The sequence below is a fragment of the Burkholderia contaminans genome, from assembly GCF_029633825.1.
Classification (GTDB): Bacteria; Pseudomonadota; Gammaproteobacteria; order Burkholderiales; family Burkholderiaceae; genus Burkholderia; species Burkholderia contaminans.
Map to the genome: position 1 here is coordinate 41,232 of NZ_CP090640.1, position 19,849 is coordinate 61,080.

At 65.8% G+C, this 19,849-nt stretch carries 21 protein-coding genes; 13 read left to right on the forward strand and 8 right to left on the reverse strand.

The window, feature by feature from the left end; genetic code table 11:
- Window positions 1-60: 60 nt before the first annotated feature.
- Together rpsO and LXE91_RS00225 are read right to left on the reverse strand one after the other, a co-directional pair.
- Window positions 61-330 carry a 30S ribosomal protein S15 gene (gene rpsO, locus LXE91_RS00220; RefSeq protein ID WP_006398792.1) on the reverse strand — a complete coding sequence of 90 codons (270 nt, stop codon included), beginning with the start codon at window positions 328-330 and terminating at the stop codon, window positions 61-63.
- Between the two features lie 107 nt (window positions 331-437).
- The gene (locus LXE91_RS00225) at window positions 438-1,697 is read right to left on the reverse strand and encodes a branched-chain amino acid ABC transporter substrate-binding protein (RefSeq protein WP_039370583.1); all 1,260 of its coding nucleotides are present in this window, start codon (window positions 1,695-1,697) and stop codon (window positions 438-440) included.
- Window positions 1,698-1,866: 169 nt separating this feature from the next.
- On the opposite strand from LXE91_RS00225, the gene LXE91_RS00230 reads away from it, so the two are divergent.
- From LXE91_RS00230 to LXE91_RS00240, 3 genes are all read left to right on the forward strand, one after another.
- Window positions 1,867-2,379: a hypothetical protein gene (locus tag LXE91_RS00230; RefSeq protein ID WP_039370580.1), complete on the forward strand. Its 513-nt coding sequence runs from the start codon at window positions 1,867-1,869 to the stop codon at window positions 2,377-2,379.
- A 382-nt stretch (window positions 2,380-2,761) separates the two neighbouring features.
- Entirely contained in the window at window positions 2,762-3,403 is a 642-nt protein-coding gene (locus LXE91_RS00235; RefSeq protein WP_039370576.1) for a carbonic anhydrase, read from the forward strand.
- 37 nt (window positions 3,404-3,440) lie between these two features.
- A complete protein-coding gene (locus LXE91_RS00240; protein WP_039370574.1) occupies window positions 3,441-4,991 on the forward strand; it encodes a SulP family inorganic anion transporter in 1,551 nt (516 codons plus the stop codon).
- A gap of 82 nt (window positions 4,992-5,073) precedes the next feature.
- On the opposite strand, the gene LXE91_RS00245 is transcribed toward LXE91_RS00240, so the two are convergent.
- From LXE91_RS00245 to LXE91_RS00270, 6 genes are all read right to left on the reverse strand, one after another.
- Window positions 5,074-6,618 (reverse strand): 2-isopropylmalate synthase, encoded by a 1,545-nt coding sequence (locus LXE91_RS00245; RefSeq protein WP_039370571.1) that lies wholly within the window; start codon window positions 6,616-6,618, stop codon window positions 5,074-5,076.
- Window positions 6,619-6,937: 319 nt separating this feature from the next.
- Complete coding sequence (gene pssA, locus LXE91_RS00250) at window positions 6,938-7,810, reverse strand: CDP-diacylglycerol--serine O-phosphatidyltransferase (protein WP_039370569.1); 873 nt, start codon at window positions 7,808-7,810, stop codon at window positions 6,938-6,940.
- Between the two features lie 15 nt (window positions 7,811-7,825).
- Window positions 7,826-8,470: a phosphatidylserine decarboxylase gene (locus tag LXE91_RS00255; RefSeq protein ID WP_039370565.1), complete on the reverse strand. Its 645-nt coding sequence runs from the start codon at window positions 8,468-8,470 to the stop codon at window positions 7,826-7,828.
- 127 nt (window positions 8,471-8,597) lie between these two features.
- A complete protein-coding gene (gene ilvC / locus LXE91_RS00260; RefSeq protein ID WP_039370562.1) occupies window positions 8,598-9,614 on the reverse strand; it encodes a ketol-acid reductoisomerase in 1,017 nt (338 codons plus the stop codon).
- A 95-nt stretch (window positions 9,615-9,709) separates the two neighbouring features.
- A complete protein-coding gene (gene ilvN / locus LXE91_RS00265) occupies window positions 9,710-10,201 on the reverse strand; it encodes an acetolactate synthase small subunit (protein ID WP_011352712.1) in 492 nt (163 codons plus the stop codon).
- Between the two features lie 112 nt (window positions 10,202-10,313).
- The gene (locus tag LXE91_RS00270; protein ID WP_039370559.1) at window positions 10,314-12,077 is read right to left on the reverse strand and encodes an acetolactate synthase 3 catalytic subunit; all 1,764 of its coding nucleotides are present in this window, start codon (window positions 12,075-12,077) and stop codon (window positions 10,314-10,316) included.
- Between the two features lie 355 nt (window positions 12,078-12,432).
- Between LXE91_RS00270 and LXE91_RS00275 the strand changes: the two genes are divergently transcribed.
- The 10 genes from LXE91_RS00275 (at window position 12,433) to LXE91_RS00320 (ending at window position 19,815) form a co-directional block, all read left to right on the forward strand.
- Window positions 12,433-12,996, forward strand: coding sequence for an RNA polymerase sigma factor (locus tag LXE91_RS00275; RefSeq protein WP_039370555.1), 564 nt, complete (start codon window positions 12,433-12,435; stop codon window positions 12,994-12,996).
- Entirely contained in the window at window positions 12,993-13,418 is a 426-nt protein-coding gene (locus tag LXE91_RS00280; RefSeq protein WP_039370552.1) for a DUF3619 family protein, read from the forward strand. Before LXE91_RS00275 ends, LXE91_RS00280 begins: the two co-directional genes overlap by 4 nt.
- A gap of 26 nt (window positions 13,419-13,444) precedes the next feature.
- On the forward strand, window positions 13,445-14,209 hold the full coding sequence (locus LXE91_RS00285) for a DUF3106 domain-containing protein (RefSeq protein WP_039370548.1): 765 nt from the start codon (window positions 13,445-13,447) through the stop codon (window positions 14,207-14,209).
- Between the two features lie 6 nt (window positions 14,210-14,215).
- Window positions 14,216-14,722, forward strand: a complete 507-nt coding sequence (locus LXE91_RS00290; RefSeq protein ID WP_039370544.1) for an RDD family protein — start codon at window positions 14,216-14,218, stop codon at window positions 14,720-14,722.
- A 225-nt stretch (window positions 14,723-14,947) separates the two neighbouring features.
- The gene (locus LXE91_RS00295) at window positions 14,948-15,886 is read left to right on the forward strand and encodes a UDP-2,3-diacylglucosamine diphosphatase (protein ID WP_039370541.1); all 939 of its coding nucleotides are present in this window, start codon (window positions 14,948-14,950) and stop codon (window positions 15,884-15,886) included.
- Between the two features lie 29 nt (window positions 15,887-15,915).
- On the forward strand, window positions 15,916-16,950 hold the full coding sequence (locus LXE91_RS00300; RefSeq protein ID WP_039370539.1) for a glycosyltransferase family 4 protein: 1,035 nt from the start codon (window positions 15,916-15,918) through the stop codon (window positions 16,948-16,950).
- Window positions 16,947-17,483, forward strand: coding sequence for a diacylglycerol kinase (locus tag LXE91_RS00305; RefSeq protein ID WP_039370536.1), 537 nt, complete (start codon window positions 16,947-16,949; stop codon window positions 17,481-17,483). The genes LXE91_RS00300 and LXE91_RS00305 overlap by 4 nt, the downstream gene beginning before the upstream one ends.
- A gap of 205 nt (window positions 17,484-17,688) precedes the next feature.
- Window positions 17,689-18,447: a TetR/AcrR family transcriptional regulator gene (locus tag LXE91_RS00310; RefSeq protein WP_039370533.1), complete on the forward strand. Its 759-nt coding sequence runs from the start codon at window positions 17,689-17,691 to the stop codon at window positions 18,445-18,447.
- Window positions 18,444-19,025: an LOG family protein gene (locus LXE91_RS00315; protein WP_006497020.1), complete on the forward strand. Its 582-nt coding sequence runs from the start codon at window positions 18,444-18,446 to the stop codon at window positions 19,023-19,025. Before LXE91_RS00310 ends, LXE91_RS00315 begins: the two co-directional genes overlap by 4 nt.
- 28 nt (window positions 19,026-19,053) lie before the next feature.
- The gene (locus tag LXE91_RS00320) at window positions 19,054-19,815 is read left to right on the forward strand and encodes an SDR family oxidoreductase (RefSeq protein WP_039370526.1); all 762 of its coding nucleotides are present in this window, start codon (window positions 19,054-19,056) and stop codon (window positions 19,813-19,815) included.
- Window positions 19,816-19,849: the final 34 nt, after the last annotated feature.

Below are 19,849 nucleotides of genomic sequence, written 5' to 3' on the forward strand. Positions count from 1 at the left end.
AAACAAAATGCCTGTATCAGCGGACTGACACAGGCATCTTGCTGGCGGCAATCGCCTCGATTACTTACGCAGACCCAGCTTCTCGATCAGTGCGCGGTAACGGTCGGCATCCTTGCCCTTGAGGTAGTCGAGCAGCTTGCGGCGGCGGCTCACCATGCGCAGCAGGCCGCGGCGGCTGTGGTGATCCTTCGCGTGGGTCTTGAAGTGACCCGTCAGTTCGACGATACGTGCGGTCAGCAGTGCGACCTGGACTTCGGGCGACCCCGTGTCGTTGGTACCGCGGGCGAACTGAGCAACAACTTCCGACTTCTTGATATCTGCAACAGACATGTGATTTCCTTTCTAACTGAACAGGCGGACACGGAAGAATGGCCGTGCCGTGATTTACAACCGGCGCGTATTGTAGCACAACTCCGCGCCGTTCTTACCGCCTCCTGTCACGGACGCGTCATCGAGCAGGTAGACGGCATCTCCGTGCGCTGCGCTGGCACCGCGAGCACCGTCCGGAAGCCGTAGCCCGAGCCCTCGTTGTCGAAGCGCACGCCCGGCGCGCCCGCCTTGTCCATCTCCATCACGTAAAGGGGCTGGATCAACTGATGATCCTGCGCGCGCATCCGCGACGCGTGGAAGCCGTCGTCGAACGACAAGCCCTCGAGCGCACGCGCGACCGCCACGGGATCGGCCGAACCCGCGCGGTTCATCGCGGCGGCCAGCATCTCGATCATCAGGCTCATTCGTCGCACCGGATAGTCGTCCTGGGCGGCCGGAAAACGGTTCCGGAACGCGCGGTAGAACGCGTCGGATTTCGCGCCGCCCGCGTTCGGGTGCCAGTCCGCCACGGCCACGACCCGCCCGACACCGGCGTCGCCGAGTGCGGCCGGCGCACCGAGGCTATTGCCGTAGAAGGTATAGAACTTCGCATTCAGCCCCTGCTCGCGCGCCGCCTTCACGAGCAGCGTGAGGTCGTTGCCCCAGTTGCCGGTCACGACGGCGTCGGCGCCGCTCGCACGGATCTTCGCGACGTACGGCGAGAAATCCTTGATCCGGCCGATCGGGTGGAATTCGTCGCCGGCGATCGTCACGTCCGGGCGCCGCGCAGCCAGCGCCTGCCGGGCGAGCATGCTGACGTCGCGGCCGAAACTGTAGTCCTGGTTCAGCAGGTAGACCTTGTGGAGCGCGCGGTCGCGCGCCATCACGTCCGCGAGCGCGGCCATCCGCATGCCCGCGTGCGCATCGAAGCGGAAATGCCAGAAACTGCAGCGCGCACCGGTCAGCGCCGGGTCGTCGGCCGAATAGTTGAGGAACAGCATCCGGTTGTCCGGATCGCGCGCGTTCAGCTTGTCGAGCGCCGCGACAAGCGCGGCCGCGACGGCCGAACTGTTGCCCTGCGTGACGAATCCGATATGGCGGTCCGCGGCCGCGCGCAACTGCACGAGTGCCTCCTCGGGGCTGCCCTTGCTGTCGAGCACGACGAGTTCGAGCGGATGCGCACCGTCGCGCAGCTTCACGCCGCCCGCCGCGTTGACCTGCTCGACGCCGAAGCGCAAGTTGCGCTCGACCGCCGCGCCCGCATTCGCGAACGGGCCCGACATGCCTTCGATCAGCGCGATCCGCACCGGCTCGCCGCCGGCAAACGCCGACGACACCAGCATCCATCCCGCACTCAACGCGAGCGCGCCCCGCTTCCATCCCCGCATCGGCCACCTGCCCTTCAATCTGCCCGAGAAGCGCGGATCATAGGCCGGCGCCCCCGCCGCCCGCAAGCGCGGCGCGCCCGGCGATCCGCACCGATTTTTTCCGCACGATGCGCGGTCGCGCGCCGTCCGTGATAAAACGGCACCTGTTTCCGTGTTCTGGAGAATCCCCATGCGCATTCGCATTTCCGCGCGCCTGCCGGTACTGGTCGCCAGCGCCGCCACGCTGCTGGCCGGCTGCGCGCAACCGTGGCAGCAATACCAGGCCGGCCAGGACGAGTCGGCGATCGTCGCACGCATGGGCCCGCCGCGCGAGATCTACGACCTGCCCGGCGGCGGCAAGCGCCTGATGTGGCCGACCCAGCCGATGGGTGAAATCACCATCGCGGCCGACATCGACGCGGCCCACAAGATCGTCAACGTGCGCCAGGTCCTGCAGCCGAACGAGTTCTATCGCGCAGAGATCGGCAAATGGACGAAGACCGACGTCCTCGTCAACTTCGGACGCCCCGTCGAGACGTCCTACTTCCCACTGATGAAGCGCGAGGTATGGACCTACCGGTATCTCGAAGACAATGTCTGGTACATGATGTACAGCTTCTATTTCGATCCGCAGGGCATCCTGCGCACGACGCAGAAAACACCCGACCCGCTGCACGATCCCGACCGCCGCAACCTGTTCTGACCGATTAAACATTCAAGCGCAATTTTCACCATGGCCATTCACGAATCATTGCGTGAATGGCCATTTCCTTTTTTCCGCTTCCCCATTAATTCGGAAAATGCGACGGAAATCTTTTCCGATCGATGACATACCGATGGCAATACGCTGACATCCCCGTCATGCGGGGCTTAACGGGGAAACAGGCACGCGCAGTGCATGTCATGCGGCGAATTGGTGCACGCAATGCACTACGCCAAATCAATTTGAAACAAATTGTTTCAGCACACCCGAAGTGCTAGGGCATACCCCTAATATCAGTCGAAACTAAACCTTTCAATTTAGAAAGAATGCTGTTGCGACATTTTTGCCGATATTCGCTTGCCCTTATCACAAAGGAGTCCTCATGAATCGCCCCAAGAGCATGCTGGTTGCCAACATCGCCTGGGCCCGCGAAACGCGCGAACACACGCCCGGCTTCTTCGACGCGCTCGCGCGCGGCCAGAATCCGCGCGTGCTGTGGATCGGCTGCGCCGACAGCCGCGTGCCGGCCGAGACCATCACGCACAGCGCGCCCGGCGAGTTGTTCGTCCATCGCAACATCGCGAACCTGTTCCATCCCGACGACGACAATTCCGCCAGCGTGCTCGAGTACGCGGTACGCGTACTGCAGGTCGACCACGTGATCGTGTGCGGGCACTACGGTTGCGGCGGCGTACGCGCATCGCTGCTGCCGCCGCCGTCCGACCTGCCGCACGTCGCGCGCCGCATCGCACCGTTGTGCGCGCTCGCGCGACGCCATCGTGACACGCTCGACGGGCTCGACGACACGGCCGCCGCCGACCGCCTCGCCGAACTCAACGTGCTCGAACAGGTGCGGCTGCTGCGCGCGTCCCCGATCGTGCAGGGCCGCGAACGTCCGCCGCTCGTGCATGGCTGGATCTTTTCGCTCGCCGACGGCCGCCTGCTCGAGCTCGATTCCGGCTATACGACTCCGCCCGCCGACGTCGAACCGGTACAGGCCGCAACGGCCGATGCGCTCGGCTGACCTACCCGCCCCCAAAGCCAATGAAATCGCCCCAACCATGAAACTGAACGAGCGCCTGTCCACCCTGCCGCGCGACATCGTCGCCGGCGTCGTCGTTTTCCTCGTCGCGCTGCCACTGTGCCTCGGCATCGCCAATGCGTCCGGCGTCGAGCCATTCGCCGGGCTCGTGTCCGGCATCGTCGGCGGCATCGTCGTCGCATTGCTGAGCGGCTCGTCGCTGTCCGTCAGCGGGCCGGCCGCCGGTCTCGTCGTGATCGTCGTAGAAGGCATCGCGCAACTCGGCAGCTTCTCCGCGTTCCTGCTCGCGGTGCTGCTGTCCGGCGTACTGCAGTTCGGGTTCGGCATGCTGCGCGCCGGCCGCTTCGCCGCCTATGTGCCGTCGCCCGTCATCAAGGGCATGCTCGCCGCGATCGGCCTCCTGCTGATCGTGAAGCAGATTCCGTTCGCCTTCGGTATCGGCGGGTCGGCTGCGCAATCGTTTGCAAATTGGCCGGGCCTGCCTGTCGCGTGGGCCGCGACGGCCATCGCGCTCGCCTCGCTCGCGCTGCTGGTCGCGTGGGACACGCCCGCGCTGCGCCGCTTCGCGTTCGTGCGTTCAGTGCCGGCCCCGCTCGCCGTGGTCGTGCTCGGCATCGGCGCCACGCTCGTGCTGGGCGTCGTCGCGCCGTCAGTTGCACCGGGCGCCGCCCACCGCGTGACGTTGCCCGAACTCGGATCGTTCGCAGCCTTCGCGGCGTCGCTCAAGCATGCGGAGCTCGGCCCGAACTTCGCGCAGCTGGTCAATCCGGACGTGTGGCGCGTCGCGATCACGCTTGCGGTCGTCGCAAGCCTCGAGACGCTGCTGAGCCTCGAAGCGGTCGAGCAGATCGACCCGAAGCGCCGGCCGACCCAGCCTGACCGCGAGCTCAAGGCCCAGGGCGTCGGCAATCTCGTCGCCGGCGCGGTCGGAGGGCTGCCGATTACGTCGGTGATCGTGCGCAGCTCGGTGAACGTCAATGCAGGCGCGCAAAGCCGGATGTCGGCGATCGTGCACGGGATGCTGCTGCTCGCGAGCGTGTTCGCGCTCACCGGCCTGATCAACCTGATCCCGCTCGCGAGCCTGGCCGCGATCCTGATCCACACCGGCTTCAAGCTCGCGAAACCGGCTCTGTTCCGCTCGGTGATGAAACAGGGGCCAGCCGCGTTCGTGCCGTTCGCCGCGACGATTGCCGGCGTGCTCGCGGTCGACCTGCTGTTCGGCATCGCGCTCGGCCTTGCCTGCAGCGTGCTGGCGGTCGCCGTCGCGAACCTGAAGAGCCCCGTCACGCTCGCGCAGCACGACGACCACTTCCTGCTGTCGTTCCGCAAGGATGTGTCGTTTCTCGGCAAGGTGCAGGTCAAGCATCACCTGCGACACATTCCCGACCGGGCCGCGGTGATCATCGACGCGACGCGCGCCGACTATATCGATCACGACGTGCTCGAACTGCTCGACGCGTTCGTCGCCGATGCGCCGCGACGCGGCATCGCGGTCGAGTTCCGGCGGCGCAGCCCGGCGCCGCGCACGGCCGCGCGCCGCTGGCTGTTCCGTGCGCCGGCCGCCGAATGAGCGGTCAATGAGCGGCGCATGAAAAACGCCCCGGCGGCGCAGGGCCGCACGGGGCGTTTCGGTGATGCGCAGCGCGCTGCGCTTATGCGCGCTGCGGATTGACCTTGTCATCCTTCGAATGCAGCTTGTTCAGTGCGGAGATGTACGCCTTCGCGGATGCGGCGACGATGTCCGGATCGGTGCCGACGCCGTTGACGATCCGTCCGCTCTTCGACAGCCGGACGGTCACTTCGCCCTGCGCCTGCGTGCCGGTCGTGATCGCGTTCACCGAGTACAGCAGCAGCTCCGACCCGCTGCCGACTTCGCCCTCGATCGCATTGAACGTCGCGTCGACCGGGCCGTTGCCGCGCGCTTCACCGGTCACTTCCTTGCCTTCGACCGCGAACACGATTTTCGCCTGCGGTTGCTCGCCCGTCTCCGAACGCTGCGACAGCGACACGAACTTGAAGTGCTCCTGCTCGTGCGCGAGCGCCGACTCCTCGGACACGATCGCGATGATGTCTTCGTCGAAGATCTCGGCCTTGCGGTCGGCCAGATCCTTGAAGCGCATGAACGCGGCATTGAGTTCGCTCTCGCTGTCGAGCGCCACGCCGAGCTCCTGCAGGCGCTGCTTGAACGCGTTGCGGCCCGACAGCTTGCCGAGCACGATCTTGTTCGCGGTCCAGCCCACGTCTTCCGCGCGCATGATCTCGTAGGTGTCGCGCGCCTTCAGCACGCCGTCCTGGTGAATGCCCGACGCATGCGCGAACGCGTTCGCGCCGACCACCGCCTTGTTCGGCTGCACGACGAAGCCGGTGATCTGCGACACGAGCTTCGACGTCGGCACGATCTGCGTCGTGTCGATGCCGACGTCGAGGCCGAAGTAGTCCTTGCGGGTCTTCACGGCCATCACGATTTCTTCGAGCGACGTGTTGCCCGCGCGCTCGCCGAGGCCGTTGATCGTGCACTCGATCTGGCGCGCACCGCCGATCTTCACGCCGGCGAGCGAGTTCGCCACCGCCATCCCGAGGTCGTTGTGGCAATGCACCGAGAAGATCGCCTTGTCCGAGTTCGGAATGCGCTCCCGCAGCGTCTTCACCAGGTTGCCGTACAGCTCCGGCACGCCGTAGCCGACCGTGTCGGCGATGTTGATCGTCGTCGCACCTTCCGCGATCACGGCTTCCAGCACACGGCACAGGAAGTCGAGATCCGAGCGGCTGCCGTCTTCCGGCGAGAATTCGACGTTGTCGGTGAACTTGCGCGCGAAACGCACCGCGAGACGCGCCTGCTCGAACACCTGGTCCGGCGTCATCCGCAGCTTCTTCTCCATGTGCAGCGGCGACGTCGCGATGAACGTGTGGATCCGCGCGCTGTTGGCCGGCTTCAGCGCGTCAGCGGCGCGCTGGATGTCCTTGTCGTTGGCGCGCGCCAGCGAGCAGATCGTGCTGTCCTTCACGAGACCGGCGATCGTGTGGATCGCGTCGAAATCGCCGTTCGAGCTGGCGGCGAAGCCGGCCTCGATCACGTCCACCTTCATCCGCTCGAGGTGCTTCGCGATGCGGATTTTCTCTTCCTTCGTCATCGACGCACCGGGCGATTGTTCGCCGTCACGCAACGTCGTATCGAAAATGATCAGCTTGTCTGTCATGGGGGGCTCCAGGGCTCTTTATACGGAAGTCAAACGTAACGAGATCGCGCCACCGCTGGCGACGCTCGACAACAGACGAAGCTTGACGGGGGGCGAGAACGGTCAGCGCGGCAGGCGCGCCAAAGCTAGCGCGCGTAGCGGCGCACCGGCTAGAAGGAGGGAGAGGCGGGAAAATGCAGTCATGCCAAAGACTATAGCGGCATTCCGTTGGGTGCGCAATCGGACGGCACCCGGGGTTTCCGGCGGCCCGGGTCGAACGAGGGACAAATGAAAACGGCGGCCTCGAGGCCGCCGTTTCCGGGCAAGGAATGCGCGTGCGTCAGTGATCGCGCTGCGACGAGCGCGCCGGATTCGCGCGCCCGCGGATCGCCATGTAGCCCCAGAACACGTAGCCGGACAGCCCGTACAGCACGAACAGGCAGAACAGCATCAGCGGCGGATCGGACGACACGAGCACGAACGCGACGACGACCAGCAGGATCGCCGCGAACGGCACGCGGTGCCGCACGTCGAGCGCCTTGCCGCTGTAGAACGGCGCGTTCGACACCATCGTCACGCCCGCATAGATCGTCAGCGCGAACGCGACCCACGGCAGCCAGCCGAGCTTCATCGGCACGCGGTTGTCGGTGGCGAGCCACACGAAGCCCGCGATCAGTGCGGCGGCGGCCGGGCTCGGCAGCCCCTGGAAGAAACGCTTGTCGACGCTGCCGATGTTCGTATTGAAGCGCGCGAGGCGCAGCGCGGCGCCCGAGCAATACACGAACGCGGCGAGCCAGCCCCAGCGGCCCAGATCCTTCAGCACCCACTCGTACATCACGAGCGCCGGCGCGACGCCGAACGACACCATGTCCGACAGGCTGTCGAACTGCTCGCCGAACGCGCTCTGCGTATGCGTCATGCGTGCCACGCGCCCGTCCATCCCGTCGAGCACCATCGCGACGAAAATCGCGATCGCGGCAATCTCGAAGCGCACGTTCATCGCCTGCACGACTGCGAAGAAGCCGCAGAACAGCGCGGCGGTCGTGAACGCGTTCGGCAACAGATAGATGCCGCGCGTCTTCAGGAACCGCTGGCGCGCGGCACGGCGGCTTTCGAGCGGCGCCGCATCGGGCGCCATCACCTTGTTGCGCCGGAACGGGCGTGGCGTCTGGCCGGCGCCGTTGCGCGGCCGACGCGGTTTGAATGCGGCCATCGTGCGCCCCGCCGCTTACTGTTCGAGCTCGGCGAGGATCGTCGACGACGCGTAGACCTTCTCGCCGATCGACACCTTCGCGCGGCTGCCGAGCGGCAGGTACACGTCGACGCGCGAACCGAAGCGGATGAAACCGTAGCGCTGACCGCGCGACAGCGGTTCGCCCGCGCGCACGTAGCAGAGGATCCGGCGTGCGACGAGGCCGGCGATCTGCACGGCGGTCACGGTCTTGCCGCTCGCCGTCTGGATCACGACCGCATTGCGCTCGTTCTCGGTCGACGCCTTGTCGATCGCCGCGTTCAGGAACGCGCCCGGGAAGTACTCGACCTTCGAGATCGCGCCATCGACCGGCGAACGCTGCGAATGGACGTTGAAGACATTCATGAACACGCTGATCTTCAGCGCTTCGCGGTTCGCGTACGGATCTTGCGTGGTCTCGACCGCGACGATGCGGCCGTCCGCCGGGCACAGCACCGCGTTCGGCTGCGCCGGGATCGGGCGCTGCGGGTCGCGGAAGAACTGGACGACGAAGACGAGCAGCAGCCAGAACGGCCACGCGAAGCCGAAGCCCCCGACAGCATGGATCAACAGCGCGATGACGGCTGCAATCGCGATGAACGGCCAGCCTTCGCGCGCGATGATCGGATGAGGATAGTTCATGGATTCGTTCTGTGTTCGGTGAATTGCAAAGCCCGTAGGATAGCAAAAGCCGCCCGGGGCACTGCTGCCTTCGGGCGGCTTTTTGGTACCGGCCCTCTATTCGAGGGGCCGGAACAGCACGCGGTGCTTAGTTCTTCGACTGGTCGACGAGCTTGTTCTTCGCGATCCACGGCATCATCGCGCGCAGCTTCGAGCCGACCTGCTCGATCTGGTGCTCGGCCGTCAGGCGGCGGCGCGACTGCAGCGTCGGCGCGCCTGCCTTGTTCTCGAGAATGAAGCTCTTCGCGTACTCGCCCGTCTGGATGTCGGTCAGGCACTGCTTCATCGCCTTCTTCGTCTCTTCCGTGACGATGCGCGGGCCCGTCACGTACTCGCCGTACTCGGCGTTGTTCGAGATCGAGTAGTTCATGTTCGCGATGCCGCCTTCGTAGATCAGGTCGACGATCAGCTTCAGTTCATGCAGGCACTCGAAGTACGCCATTTCCGGCGCGTAGCCTGCTTCGACCAGCGTCTCGAAACCCGCCTTGATCAGCTCGACGGTACCGCCGCACAGCACGGCCTGCTCGCCGAACAGGTCGGTTTCGGTTTCTTCACGGAAGTTGGTTTCGATGATGCCTGCACGGCCGCCGCCGTTCGCTGCCGCGTACGACAGCGCGATGTCGCGTGCCGCGCCCGACTTGTTCTGCGCAACCGCGATCAGGTGCGGCACGCCGCCACCTTGCGAGTACGTGCCGCGAACCGTGTGGCCCGGTGCCTTCGGCGCGATCATGATCACGTCGAGGTCGGCGCGCGGGATCACCGCACCGTAGTGGACGTTGAAGCCGTGCGCGAATGCCAGCGCCGCGCCCTGCTTGATGTTCGCGTGGACTTCCTTCGCGTACACGTCGGCGATCTGCTCGTCCGGCAGCAGCATCATCACGACGTCGGCGCTCTTCACCGCTTCCGCGACTTCCTTGACCGACAGGCCTGCGTTTTCGGCCTTGCTCCACGACGCGCCGCCCTTGCGCAGGCCGACCGTCACGTTCACGCCGCTGTCCTTCAGGTTCAGCGCGTGTGCATGGCCTTGCGAGCCGTAGCCGATGATCGTGACTTGCTTGCCCTTGATGAGGGAGAGGTCAGCGTCTTTGTCGTAGAAAACGTTCATGATGGTTCCTTCGCTAATTCAAAAATTCAACAATTCGTTCGGATGGAGTACTGCGGGCCGGGACATGACGGCGCACCCGGCGTGCCTGTCTGGCATCACACCTTCAGGATGCGCTCGCCGCGTCCGATGCCGGAGCTGCCGGTGCGCACGGTCTCAAGGATCGCGCCCGCGTCCAGCCCCTGGATGAATGCGTCGAGCTTGTCGCTCGCGCCCGTCAATTCGATCGTGTAGGTCTTTTCGGTCACGTCGATGATGCGGCCGCGGAAAATGTCCGCCATCCGCTTCATTTCTTCGCGCTCCTTGCCCACTGCACGTACCTTGATCAGCATCAGCTCGCGTTCGATGTGTGCACCGTCGGTCAGGTCCACCACTTTCACCACCTCGATCAGGCGGTTCAGATGCTTCGTGATCTGTTCGATCACGTCGTCGGAGCCAATGGAAACGATGGTGAGCCGCGACAGCGATTGGTCTTCGGTCGGCGCCACCGTCAAGGTTTCGATGTTGTAGCCGCGTGCGGAAAACAGACCGACCACGCGCGACAGCGCGCCCGGTTCGTTCTCCAGCAGGACGGAAATGATGTGTCTCATGTTCGCTTCTTCCAGAATGTGTCCGTGTCGATTCCCTCGCGCCGCGCGCTGCCGCGTGCCGCGCCGCCCTTCGTGAAGGCGGCCGCAGCGGGCTCAGGCGCGCGTCGCGCCGTTACAGATCTTCCGATCCGAGCAGCATCTCGGTGATGCCCTTGCCGGCCTGTACCATCGGCCAGACGTTTTCGGTCGGATCGGTCTGGAAGTCGAGAAACACGGTGCGGTCCTTCAGGCGCAGCGCTTCCTTCAGCGCCGGCTCCACATCCGAGGTCTTTTCGATCCGCATGCCGACATGGCCGTACGCTTCGGCGAGCTTCACGAAATCAGGCAGTGCATCCATGTACGAATGCGAATAGCGCTTGCTGTATTCGATCTGCTGCCACTGGCGAACCATGCCGAGATAGCGGTTGTTCAGCGAAATGATCTTCACGGGCGTGTCGTACTGCAGGCAGGTCGACAGTTCCTGGATGCACATCTGGATCGAGCCTTCGCCCGTGATGCACAGCACGTCGTCGTCCGGGTGCGCCATCTTGACGCCCATCGCTGCCGGCAGGCCGAAGCCCATCGTGCCGAGGCCGCCGGAGTTGATCCAGCGACGCGGCTTGTTGAAACGGTAGAACTGCGCCGCCCACATCTGGTGCTGGCCGACGTCCGAGCACACGAACGCATTGCCGTCCGTCAGCTCCCACGCCTTCTCGACCACGTACTGCGGCTTGATGATCTCGCTTTCGCGGTCGTACTTCAGGCAGTCCTTCGCGCGCCAGCCCTCGATGTCCTTCCACCATTGCGCGAGCGCCTCGGTGTCGGGGCCATGCTCGGCCGTCTGCAGCTGCTCGATCAGCTCCTTCAGCACTTCCTTCACGTCGCCGACGATCGGGATGTCGACCTTCACACGCTTCGAGATCGACGACGGGTCGATGTCGATGTGGATGATCTTGCGCGGACGCGACGCGAAGTGCGCCGGGTCGCCGATTACGCGATCATCGAAGCGGGCACCGATCGCGATCAGCACGTCGCAGTGCTGCATCGCCATGTTCGCTTCGTAGGTGCCGTGCATGCCGAGCATGCCGAGGAATTTCTTGTCCGACGCGCGATAGCCGCCGAGGCCCATCAGCGTGTTCGTGACCGGGTAGCCGAGCAGGTCCGCGAACTGGTTCAGTTCGCGCGATGCGTCGGCGAGGATGATGCCGCCACCCGTGTAGATGTACGGACGCTTCGCCGTCAACAGCAGCGACACGGCCTTGCGGATCTGGCCCGAATGGCCCTTCGTGACCGGGTTGTACGAACGCAGCGACACGCTCTTGACGGGCTCGTATTCGCACGGCGTCTTCGAGATGTCCTTCGGGATGTCGATCAGCACCGGGCCCGGACGGCCGGTGCGGGCGATATAAAACGCCTTCTTGACGGTTTCCGCGAGGTCGCGCACGTCCTTCACGAGGAAGTTGTGCTTCACGCACGGACGCGTGATGCCGACGGTGTCGCACTCCTGGAAGGCATCCTGGCCGATCGCGGCCGTGGGCACCTGGCCGCTGATCACGACCATCGGAATCGAATCCATGTACGCCGTGGCGATGCCGGTCACCGCGTTGGTGACACCGGGGCCCGACGTCACGAGACAGACGCCGACATTGCCGGTGGAACGCGCATACGCATCGGCTGCGTGCACGGCCGCCTGTTCGTGGCGCACCAGCACGTGCTGAATCTTGTCCTGCTTGTAAAGCTCGTCGTAGATGTAGAGTACCGAGCCGCCGGGGTAGCCCCAGATGAATTCGACGTTTTCATCGGCCAGTGCCTTCATGAGCACGGTACCGCCGATGGAGTCGCTATCGGGAGGGGAAAGGGGTTCCGACGTGGAGAATTCCGCGCTGGGCATGTTCATTTTGACCTTTCGAATTTTCGGCAAAAAATTGATCGGGTGCTCTCTGCCGGGCTTGTGGCTCGGGTTCAAGCGGCGCGTCCAGTTTGAAGGGCAGGCTTCTTGGGCCAGCCTCAAATGAGACCATCACTTCATGTTGCGAATCATTGACGATAGCGGGTCGTGATTGGGCCGTCAAGCAAAATATCCCGCACCGCATCATGCGCGCCGCCCGGCACCCCGCCGCCGCGGCTCGCGCGCAACGTACGGCGCCCAACCCGGTGCCAAGCGGCGCGAAAATTTGATAGCATCCGCGGGTTTTACGAAATTTTTCGACCTTTTACACCACGCAGCGGCCCGCAGCGCATACCTTCACGGAATGGCATCAGACAAGGAACTCGCCGACTTTCTGGCGGGCGTCGAAAGGCGCGCGTTCAAGCAGGCTGCGTACGCCGTGCGTGACGACGATGCGTCGCTCGACATCGTGCAGGACGCGATGATCAAGCTTGCGGAGAAGTACGGCGACCGGCCGGCGGCCGAGCTCCCGCTGCTTTTTCAGCGGATCCTGCAGAACGCGATCCACGACTGGTTCCGCCGGCAGAAAGTCCGCAACACATGGGTCACGCTCTTCTCGTCGCTGAACAACAGCGACGACGAAGACTTCGACCCGCTCGAAACCCTCGAATCCGCGGACGACAACGCGGGCGTCGAAAGCAGCGAGCACCGCCTCGAACGTGAGCAGGTTCTGGCCCTGATCGACGAAGAAATCCAGAAACTTCCGGCGCGTCAACGGGAAGCGTTCCTGATGCGTTATTGGGAAGATATGGATGTCGCCGAGACTGCCGCCGCAATGGGGTGCTCCGAGGGCAGCGTGAAGACGCACTGCTCACGGGCCACCCACACGCTGGCGCACGCGCTCAAGGCCAAAGGAATCACGCTATGAGCTCCGCTCCCGCAAATCGAGAACACGAATTCGCGTTGAAGGTTCGCCGCGCGCTGGACGAGCGCGCGGCCGACCTGCCTGCCGCGACCACCGACCGCCTGGCCGTCGCCCGCCGGGCTGCGCTCGCGCGCAAGAAGCCCGAAGCAGCGACCGTGCCGGTGTTCGTGCCGGCCTTCGCCGGCGCGGCCGGTGCGTACGGCACGGCGCCCGCGAGCCGCCCGCAGGCGTCGTTCGCGCGCCGCCTGCTGCGCGCGTGGCCGTTGGCGCTGCTGCTCGCGGGGCTCGTCGGCATCGCCTACTGGGAAGACATGCAGCGCACCGCCGAACTCGCCGACATCGACGCGGCGATGCTCAGCGACGACCTGCCGCTCAACGCGTATCTCGATCACGGGTTCAACGCGTATCTGTCGCGCGCTCACTAACAGACAATAACGAGGGGATCGCACGGGTGAGTCAGAAGCGCGGCCTGGCCGTATTTTTCGGATGCGTAATCGCGATCGCCGTTTCCTACGTCGCCACGTACCCACGATTCCACCCGGCCCCCGCGACGACCACCGCCGCGGCCACCAGCCCTGCCGCGCCCGCATCGGCCGCGACCGGGCTGACCACCGAACTGCCCCCGCTGCCCCTTCCCCTGCCGCTGCCGGCCGCTACCGGCCCGCTGTCGTGGGCACGCCTCACGCCGGCACAACACGCGGCACTGGCGCCGTTTGCCGACCAGTGGGACGGCTTCAGCGACGCCCGTAAGCGAAAATGGCTGAAGATCGCATCGCGTTTCGCGAAGTTGACGCCCGATGACCAAAAACGCCTGCAGGACCGGATGACCGAATGGGCGAAGATGACGCCCGAGCAGCGCCGCGTCGCGCGCGAGAACTACCAGAGTGCGAAGGAGCTTTCCGCGCAGGCGCGCGAGCGTGCGTGGAAGGCATACCAGCAACTCCCGGAAGAGCAGAAGGAACGTCTCGCTGCCGCCGAGCGCCGCCGCCGGCCGAGCGTCGTCAGCGCGCCGCCGACCGTCGCCGACCGGGACGTACGCCGCCTCGTCAATTCGCACGAACACCCGGCAAGCGGCCCGGCCACCGCACCGGCGCCGGTCTCGGCCGCCGTCGCGCCGCCGGTACCCGCATCGTCGACGGCCGGCACCGCATCCGCGCCAGCTGCCGTGGCGCCGGTGTCGCCCGCCGACGCACCCTCGCTGTTCAAGGGCTCCTGAACGCCCGTGGCGAACGCCCACGCACCTGAAACCCCGGCCGCCGCGCCGTCCGTGCGACGGCGTCTCGCCGCGCTGCTCTACGAAGGTGTGCTGCTGTTCGGCGTGGTGTTCTTCGCCGGGCTCGCGTTCAGCCTCGCGACGCAGGAACGCAACGGCCTCGTCCATCACAACCTGCTCGCCGCGTGGATCGCGCTCGTGGTCGGCGCGTACTTCGTCTGGTTCTGGACCCACGGCGGCCAGACGCTGCCGATGAAGACCTGGCGGTTGCGGCTCGAATCGTCGAGCGGCCGGCCGCTGAGCGCAGGCCACGCGCTCGTCCGCTATGCGCTCGGCTGGCTGTGGTTCCTGCCGCCGCTCGCGCTGCATCCGCTCCTTGGCCTGTCGGTACCCGTCACGCTCGCGCTCACCGCCGCATGGATCGCCGTATGGGCCGGCGCCGCGCGACTGCACGCCGACCGCCAGTTTCCGCACGACCGGATCGCACGCACGCGCGTCGTCGCGATACCGCGCTGACGCGCCGCATTCACCAGACGAAAACACCTCGCCTCCGCGACTCCCGTCCGGCCCGACCGCCTTGCCGGACAAGGGTCGGCGGTTCCGTACGGCAGGTTACGCAACGCCCCGTCGTTCATTGCTAAACACCCTGCAGCTGGCGTAATAAGAACGTCTCGTGACTGTCATGGCACAGTCACGCCCGCATGGCGGAATGCCGGTAATGTCAACCGGCGCGAGTCATGCATGGGCCAGAAATCGTCCGCCACCTCCCTGTTCCGTCACCCCATCGGCGCCCGCGCCGCCACAGCTTTCCTGTCCGGTTCCGCCACGGCCGACGGGCTGGTGTCGCAAGACCCGCCTGCCGGGCACGCCACGCAGCATGACGACCCCGACTCGTCGGCCCATCGCTACCGCACCATCTGGCTGTCCGACATCCATCTCGGCTCGAGCGGTTGCCAGGCGCCGTACCTGCTCGACTTCCTGCGCCACAACGATTCGGAGTACCTGTACCTCGTCGGCGACATCATCGATGGCTGGCAGCTGAAGAAGGGCTGGTACTGGCCGCAGGCGCACAACGACGTCGTGCAGAAGATCCTGCGCAAGGCACGCAAGGGGACCCAGGTCGTCTACATCCCCGGCAATCACGACGAAGGCGCGCGGCAGTTCTGCGATCTCGCGTTCGGCGACATCCAGGTGCGCGGCGAGGCGTTCCACACGACGCTCGCGGGCAAACGTTTGTGGATCGTGCACGGCGACCTGTTCGACGGGGTGATCCAGCACGCGAAATGGCTCGCGTACCTCGGCGACACGCTCTACACGCTGATCCTCGTGCTGAACCGCTGGTTCAACCGGATCCGCAGCCGGCTCGGCTTCCAGTACTGGTCGCTGTCGCAGTACCTGAAGCACCAGGTCAAGAACGCCGTCAACTTCATCTCCCAGTTCGAGACCGTGATGACCGACGAAGCGCGCCGCCGCGGCTGCGACGGCGTCGTATGCGGCCACATCCACAAGGCGGAGATCCGCGACATCGACGGCGTGCTGTACTGCAACGACGGGGACTGGGTCGAAAGCCTGTCCGCGCTCGTCGAAACGATGGAAGGCGAACTGAAGATCGTCTACTGGACGGTGATGCGCACCGCACCGACGGAGACCACGTCGCGCAAGGCCAAGGCCACTGCCTGACACACCCCTACTTACAGGACAAAGCCGCGATGAAGATCATGATCGTCACCGACGCGTGGGAACCGCAGGTCAACGGCGTCGTGCGCACGCTGAAGAGCACGGCACGCGAACTCACCGCGCTCGGCCACCGCGTCGAACTGCTGACGCCGCTGGAATTCCGCACGGTGCCCTGCCCGACCTACCCGGAAATCCGCCTGTCGATCCTGCCGTACCGCAAGCTGCGCGCGCGGATCGACGCGTTCGCGCCCGACGCGCTGCACATCGCGACCGAAGGCCCGCTCGGCCTCGCCGCGCGACGCTACGCGCGTTCGCGCAAGCTGCCGTACACGACCGCGTACCACACGCGCTTTCCGGAATACGTGCAGGCGCGCTTCGGCATCCCGCTCGCCGCGACCTATCGCTTCCTCCACTGGTTCCACGGCCCGTCGCTCGCGGTGATGGCGCCGACGCCGGTCGTCAAGCAGGACCTCGAGAAATTCGGCTTCACGAACGTCGTGCTGTGGACGCGCGGCGTCGATCTCGACGTATTCCGGCCGATGGAATCGAAGGTGCTCAATACCGCGCGGCCGATCTTCCTGTACGTAGGCCGCGTCGCGATCGAGAAGAACGTCGAGGCATTCCTGCGCCTCGACCTGCCCGGCTCGAAGTGGGTCGCGGGCGAAGGCCCCGCGCTCGCGGAGCTGAAGTCGCGCTATCCGGAAGCAAACTATCTCGGCGTGCTGTCACAGGCCGAGCTCGCCAAGGTGTATGCTGCGGCCGACGTGTTCGTGTTCCCGAGTCGCACCGACACGTTCGGCCTCGTGCTGCTCGAGGCGCTCGCCTGCGGCACGCCGGTGGCCGCCTATCCCGTGACGGGCCCGATCGACGTGCTCGGCGAAGGCGACGCCGGCGCGATGCACGAGGACCTGCAGGAAGCCTGCCTCGAAGCGCTGAAGATCGAACGCTCCACTGCGCGCGCATGGGCCGAACGCTTCTCGTGGCGTGCGGCATCCGAGCAGTTCGCGTCGCATCTGAAGCCGCTGCCGAAGACCGCGTACTCGCCAGCAGAAGGTGCCGCCGTTTGAAACGAGACCTGAACGACAAAATCCCGCCCCCCGACGCAACGCCGCAACGGCACCGCCCGTTCGACGAGGAAGAGCCGCACGCCGACGCGGACGTGCATGCGCACGAGCCGCTCGGCCCCGACGACCGGCTCGCGCCGCTGCCACCGAACCCGTACAAGCGCCACCGCGGCATCACGCGCGCCTGGTACGCCCTCAAGCATTCACTGAACGGCTTTCGCGTGGCGATCCGCGAGGAGAGCGCGTTTCGCCAGGAGCTCACGCTCGCCGCGCTGATGCTCCCGATCGGCGCGTTCGCACCGGTGCCGGCGGCATCGCGTGCGCTGCTGATCGCGTCGGTGCTGCTCGTGCTGATCGTCGAGCTGCTGAACTCGAGCGTCGAGGCCGCGATCGACCGCATCTCGCTCGAGCGTCACGAACTCTCGAAGCGCGCGAAGGACCTCGGCAGCGCAGCCGTGACGGTCGCGCTGTTCGCGTGCGTGACGACGTGGGGCTTCGTACTCGGACCGGTCGTCGCACGCTGGCTCGGCTTCTAGACGGCTGCCCCGCGGGTATCCGGCGCACCGCCCGCGTGCGGCGCTGCACCATGCGCCGCGCGGGGCGGCGAACAGGAAATGCCCCGGTGTGGCGAAACCCCGGTTTATAATCGTCCGCTAGACATAGAACAGCAACCCGCGCCGGACGAATCACGCAGCATCGATTGCAGCGCCCGCCAGTCCGGCACACACAGGGCCGGACGACATGGAAGCGAAACCTCCCCGCCGCACCCGCGAACGGATTCTCGAGTTGTCGTTGAAACTCTTCAACGAGATCGGCGAGCCGAACGTCACGACCACGACGATCGCCGAGGAAATGGAAATCAGTCCAGGCAACCTGTACTACCATTTCCGCAACAAGGACGACATCATCAACAGCATCTTCGCGCAGTTCGAGCAGCAGATCGAACGGCGGCTGCGCTTTCCCGAAGATCATCGTCCGACGATCGATGAAACCTGGTCGTACCTGCAGTACATGGCCGATTTCATGTGGACCTACCGGTTCCTGTATCGCGACCTCAACGACCTGCTCGCCCGCAACCGCACGCTCGAGACGCACTTCAAGCAGATCATCAGCCACAAGGTGCGCTTCGCGCGCGACATGTGCGAACTGCTCGTGTCCGACGCCGAGATGGTCGCGACGCCCGCCGAGATCGAAGTCATCGCCACCAACATGGCCGTCATTTCGACGTACTGGCTGTCGTATCAGTACGTGATGCATCCGCGCAAATACAACGACCAGGACGCGATCCGCGAGGAACTGCACCAGGTCAGCATGCACGTGATCTCCGTGATGGCGCCGTACCTGCGCGGCCGTTCGCGCCAGCTGTTCGACGACCTGGTCTCCGGCAAGCTGCCGAAGCGCCAGTTCACCGACTACCTGCCGCCGCGCGACGGCTCGCCGCGCCCGGCCGGCAGTCCGGTCACCACCGGGCAAGCCCCCGCCAAGGATTCCAAGCAATGAAGGCTGTGTGTGTTTACTGCGGCTCGTCGTCAGGCGTGCGGCCCGTCTATGCCGATGCCGCGCGCGCATTCGGCCGCGCGCTCGTCGATGCGGGCCTCACGCTCGTGTACGGCGGCGGCCGGGTCGGCCTGATGGGCGTGATCGCCGACGAAGTGATGGCGGCCGGCGGCCGTGCGGTCGGCGTGATCCCCGAACTGCTCGTCGACAAGGAAGTCGGCCATACGGGGCTGTCGGAACTGCACGTCGTGCCCGACATGCACCACCGCAAGAAAATGATGGCCGACCTGTCCGACGCGTTCGTCGCGATGCCCGGCGGCGCCGGCACGCTCGAGGAACTCTTCGAGGTCTACACGTGGGCGCAGCTGGGCTATCACCGCAAGCCGGTCGCGCTCTACAACATCGATTCGTTCTACGATCCGCTGATCGCGCTGCTGCGCCATACGGTCGACGAGGGCTTCATGCGTCCGGCCTATTTCGACGCACTGTGCGTCGAGTCGGAACCCGTCGCACTGATCGAGCGACTGCGCCGCTACCAGCCGCCCGCCCGCGACAAGTGGGCACCCGACGCGGCCAAGTAACCGTAACCGTCACCGGAACCCGCACGCGATGACCGCACTGTCCGACCGCAAGGCCGTCCTCATCACCGGCGCGAGCCGTGGCATCGGCCGCGCGACCGCCGTGCTCGCGGCCGAGCGCGGCTGGGACGTCGGCATCAACTACGCGCGGGACGCGGCGGCGGCCGAACTCACCGCGCAGGCCGTCCGCGACGCGGGCGGTCGTGCGTGCGTCGTCGCGGGCGACGTCGCGAACGAAGCCGATGTCGTCGCGATGTTCGACTCCGTCACGGCCGCATTCGGTCGCATCGACGCGCTCGTCAACAACGCGGGCATCGTCGCGCAGTCGATGCCGCTCGCCGACATGCCGGCCGACCGGCTGCAGCGGATGTTCGACACCAACGTGCTCGGCACCTACCTGTGCGCGCGCGAAGCCGCGCGCCGGCTGTCCACCGACCGCGGCGGCCGCGGCGGCGCGATCGTCAACGTATCGTCGATCGCCTCCCGGCTCGGCTCGCCGAACGAATACGTCGACTATGCGGGGTCGAAAGGCGCGGTCGACTCGCTGACGATCGGCCTCGCGAAGGAACTCGGCCCGCACGGCGTGCGCGTCAATGCAGTACGCCCCGGCCTGATCGAGACCGAGATTCACGCGAGCGGCGGCCAGCCGGGCCGTGCCGCCCGCCTCGGCGCAACGACCCCGCTCGGCCGCGCGGGCGAAGCGCAGGAGATCGCCGAAGCGATCGTCTGGCTGCTGAGCGACGCGGCGTCCTACACGACCGGCGCCCTGCTCGACGTCGGCGGCGGCCGGTAATTCCGCACTGCGGCGCATCAAAACTCGCCGCCCG

Coding starts and splice junctions, on each gene's coding strand:
- LXE91_RS00300 (WP_039370539.1), top strand. CDS start 15,916: ATGAAGATCATGATCGTCACCGACGCGTGGGAACCGCAGGTCAACGGC.
- LXE91_RS00230 (WP_039370580.1), top strand. CDS start 1,867: ATGCGCATTCGCATTTCCGCGCGCCTGCCGGTACTGGTCGCCAGCGCC.
- LXE91_RS00280 (WP_039370552.1), top strand. CDS start 12,993: ATGAGCTCCGCTCCCGCAAATCGAGAACACGAATTCGCGTTGAAGGTT.
- rpsO (WP_006398792.1), bottom strand. CDS start 330: ATGTCTGTTGCAGATATCAAGAAGTCGGAAGTTGTTGCTCAGTTCGCC.
- LXE91_RS00270 (WP_039370559.1), bottom strand. CDS start 12,077: ATGAACATGCCCAGCGCGGAATTCTCCACGTCGGAACCCCTTTCCCCT.
- LXE91_RS00320 (WP_039370526.1), top strand. CDS start 19,054: ATGACCGCACTGTCCGACCGCAAGGCCGTCCTCATCACCGGCGCGAGC.
- LXE91_RS00315 (WP_006497020.1), top strand. CDS start 18,444: ATGAAGGCTGTGTGTGTTTACTGCGGCTCGTCGTCAGGCGTGCGGCCC.
- LXE91_RS00245 (WP_039370571.1), bottom strand. CDS start 6,618: ATGACAGACAAGCTGATCATTTTCGATACGACGTTGCGTGACGGCGAA.
- LXE91_RS00275 (WP_039370555.1), top strand. CDS start 12,433: ATGGCATCAGACAAGGAACTCGCCGACTTTCTGGCGGGCGTCGAAAGG.
- LXE91_RS00225 (WP_039370583.1), bottom strand. CDS start 1,697: ATGCGGGGATGGAAGCGGGGCGCGCTCGCGTTGAGTGCGGGATGGATG.
- LXE91_RS00255 (WP_039370565.1), bottom strand. CDS start 8,470: ATGAACTATCCTCATCCGATCATCGCGCGCGAAGGCTGGCCGTTCATC.
- pssA (WP_039370569.1), bottom strand. CDS start 7,810: ATGGCCGCATTCAAACCGCGTCGGCCGCGCAACGGCGCCGGCCAGACG.
- LXE91_RS00240 (WP_039370574.1), top strand. CDS start 3,441: ATGAAACTGAACGAGCGCCTGTCCACCCTGCCGCGCGACATCGTCGCC.
- LXE91_RS00310 (WP_039370533.1), top strand. CDS start 17,689: ATGGAAGCGAAACCTCCCCGCCGCACCCGCGAACGGATTCTCGAGTTG.
- LXE91_RS00235 (WP_039370576.1), top strand. CDS start 2,762: ATGAATCGCCCCAAGAGCATGCTGGTTGCCAACATCGCCTGGGCCCGC.
- ilvC (WP_039370562.1), bottom strand. CDS start 9,614: ATGAACGTTTTCTACGACAAAGACGCTGACCTCTCCCTCATCAAGGGC.
- ilvN (WP_011352712.1), bottom strand. CDS start 10,201: ATGAGACACATCATTTCCGTCCTGCTGGAGAACGAACCGGGCGCGCTG.
- LXE91_RS00295 (WP_039370541.1), top strand. CDS start 14,948: ATGGGCCAGAAATCGTCCGCCACCTCCCTGTTCCGTCACCCCATCGGC.